This is a genomic window from Candidatus Pelagibacter communis, from assembly GCF_001179845.1.
Taxonomy (GTDB): Bacteria; Pseudomonadota; Alphaproteobacteria; order Pelagibacterales; family Pelagibacteraceae; genus Pelagibacter; species Pelagibacter ubique_Q.
Genome location: NZ_CVSB01000015.1, coordinates 1 through 2,831, shown reverse-complemented (window position 1 = coordinate 2,831; position 2,831 = coordinate 1). Strand labels below are relative to the sequence as shown.

Sequence of the window (2,831 nt, the reverse complement as noted above, 5' to 3'; positions counted from 1 at the left end):
ATATTGTCTATTTTTGATTTATCTAACAATAATGGTGGTTTTGACTTGAATATTCTGCCTCTTGCCTTTTCTGAAATCTCAGTTGTTAAATCTAAAAGAGTTACTGGAATTTTCGCATTACATAAGTGTGCTGCAATTCCACTTCCCATTGTTCCTGATCCAATCACAACAACTTTTTTAATTTCCATAAATTAAGATTTTATATTAAAAAAAATAACTAAGTAAATTAATTATCTATGAATTCCTCTTAGTCTCTCAGATCTTCTTCTTAATAATTCTGCAGTTACTAAAATTAGGGTAGACATAACAATCAAACATGTTGCCACAGCCATAATAGTCGGGCTTAACTGTTCTCTTAGTCCAACCCACATTTGAATTGGGATAGTTGTGTTTTCTAATCCAGCTAAGAATAGTACTACTACTACTTCATCAAATGATGTAACAAATGCGAATAAAGCTCCAGATATTACACCAGGCATAATTAGTGGCAATGTGATTTTCATAAATGTATTCACTGGATTACTACCTAGGCTTGCAGCTGCTCTAGTTACACTGTGATCAAAACCTGACAAAGTTGCTGTAACAGTGATAACTACAAATGGAGTTCCTAAGATTATATGAGATAGAACAATTCCTGTATGAGTAGCGGCTAAGCCAACTTTTGCCATAAAAAAGAAAATTGCCGTACCAGATATAATTAGAGGGACAATCATTGGTGAAATTAATAAGGCCATAAAAGCAGCTTTATATGGCATGTGTCTACTGCTTAAACCTAAAGCTGCAACAGTACCAAGAATTGTTGATCCTATTGTTGCAAAGAAAGCAATAATTAAACTATTTTTTGTTGCAAGTCCCCATGGATTTTTTGTACCGAAAATCATATCTTCATACCATCTTAAAGAGAATCCTTCAGGATCAAGTGCTAACATTTTTGCTGAAAAGTGAATGTATTGTTCAGCGTTAAATGAAAGTGGTAAGATTACAAACAATGGCGCAATCAAAAAAAAGAACACTAAAAAACAAAAAGTTAAATATGTGTAGTGCCATATTCTATAATTTAGTGGAGTGTGATTTGGTAATGCCATAATTATCCTAATTTAATATTATCTATACCCACTAATTTATTATAAACCCAATATATGGCCAATACTCCCACTAAAAGCATTGTTCCAAGCGCTGAAGCAAAAGCCCAATCAAGTGAACTCTTCATGTGATAAGCTATGTTATTACTAATTAAAGATCCACTTGCTCCACCCACTAATGCTGGGGTGATATAATAACCAATTGCTAAGATAAACACCAACAAACTTCCTGCACCAATTCCTGGAATTGTTAAAGGAAAATAAATTTTAAAAAAAGAGACTAAAGGAGTTCCTCCTAATGATTTTCCAGCCCTCATTAAACTTGGAGAGATAGTTTTCATTACACTATAAAGCGGTAGAACCATAAATGGGAGAAGAATTTGTGTCATGGCAACAAAGGTACCAATTACATTATACATTAATTCAGGCCTGTTATCATCTGCGGCCCAACCCAGCCAAACAATCAAGTCGTTAATAGGTCCCTGTTGTTGAAGTAATACCATCCAACTTGATGTCCTAACTAACAGTGATGTCCAGAAAGGAAGTAGTACACATATCATCAGCAAGTTGCTGTATTTCATTGGCAATGTTGCTAATAAATGAGCAATTGGATACGCAAGAATAAAACAAAAAATTGTCACCCAGAAAGCTACATTTATTGTTCTCAGCCAAAGTGTTTTGTAAATTCGTCTATCTTCATCTTGCTGTATGATATTTCTACTTTCATCAAATTTTAAATCAACACCTTTTAAGTATTTGGCATATGACCAATTTGGTGCTGTATTCTTTAAGGCAACTAAATATTCAGATTGGCCCCATCTTTTGTGAATTTTAATAAACTGTTCTTTATAATTTCCCTCTTCAAGTTTATCTATTTTTCGTATTGTCTTTTTTATTAAGCTACTGAAACCTGACTTTTCGTAGTTCAATCTAGCTATGATTTTTCCAAAAGTTTTATTTTTTTTTAACAAACTTAGATCTTCATAAAGTCCTTCATAAACCGGTTCTTCTGGTAAATCTTTTCCATCCCATTTCTCCATGGCCATGAATGTTTTTGGAAGCATTTTGGTGATCATACGATCATCAACGCTTCTAAACAGCATGTCACCGATTGGAAATATATAGATAATTAAGATAAATAAGAATAATGGAGCTACAAGTAAAACAGCTTTTAACTTATTTTTACGCTCAGCTTTTTTAAGACTTTCCTGAAGAGGTACCCCATCAGATGATAAAATTTGTTCTTGGCTCATAATAAAAAAGGGCAGTTATAATAACTGCCCTTTCAATATAGTATAAAAAACTATTCTATAAAACTAAATTATAGACCAGCTTTCATTGCTTCCCATTTCTCATTAATCTCATCCTGGTTATCTGCCCAGTAGTCTGGATTCATAAGAATGTGGCTTTTTAAGTTAGCTGGTGCTGTTGGCATATGTGGTACCATGTTAGTCTTACCATCTTTAAACCAAGGCTCTCCTGCTTCCATAATTGCAATTGAAGATTTTCTCCAAGGTGCATAAGCAATATATTTAGCACTTCCTGCTAAACCTTCAGTACTTGTCATTTCTGCAAGTACTTTCATTGCATCACCACTAGCATAGTTTGGACCATCTTTAACTAATGCAAAATATTCATAGTCAAGAATTTGTGCATCCCAAACTTGAACAAGTGGAGTACCTTCCATTTGCGCATTAAAGAATCTACCATTCCAACCAGTAGCCATTACTACTTCACCATTAGCTAATA

4 protein-coding genes are annotated in these 2,831 nt (G+C 33.7%); all 4 read right to left on the bottom strand.

Annotated features, from left to right (window positions below):
* The coding region (locus tag AMN81_RS00825; protein ID WP_143312049.1) for a 3-hydroxyacyl-CoA dehydrogenase NAD-binding domain-containing protein at nt 1-188 on the bottom strand (188 nt) is incomplete at its 3' end.
* A 42-nt stretch (nt 189-230) separates the two neighbouring features.
* Nucleotides 231-1,085, bottom strand: a complete 855-nt coding sequence (locus AMN81_RS00820; RefSeq protein WP_072090255.1) for an ABC transporter permease — start codon at nt 1,083-1,085, stop codon at nt 231-233.
* A 2-nt stretch (nt 1,086-1,087) separates the two neighbouring features.
* Entirely contained in the window at nt 1,088-2,335 is a 1,248-nt protein-coding gene (locus AMN81_RS00815; protein ID WP_072090254.1) for an ABC transporter permease, read from the bottom strand.
* Nucleotides 2,336-2,403: 68 nt separating this feature from the next.
* A partial coding sequence (locus AMN81_RS00810; RefSeq protein ID WP_338140288.1) for an extracellular solute-binding protein occupies nt 2,404-2,831 on the bottom strand: 428 nt, incomplete at its 5' end.

Coding starts and splice junctions, on each gene's coding strand:
- AMN81_RS00820 (WP_072090255.1), bottom strand. CDS start 1,085: ATGGCATTACCAAATCACACTCCACTAAATTATAGAATATGGCACTAC.
- AMN81_RS00815 (WP_072090254.1), bottom strand. CDS start 2,335: ATGAGCCAAGAACAAATTTTATCATCTGATGGGGTACCTCTTCAGGAA.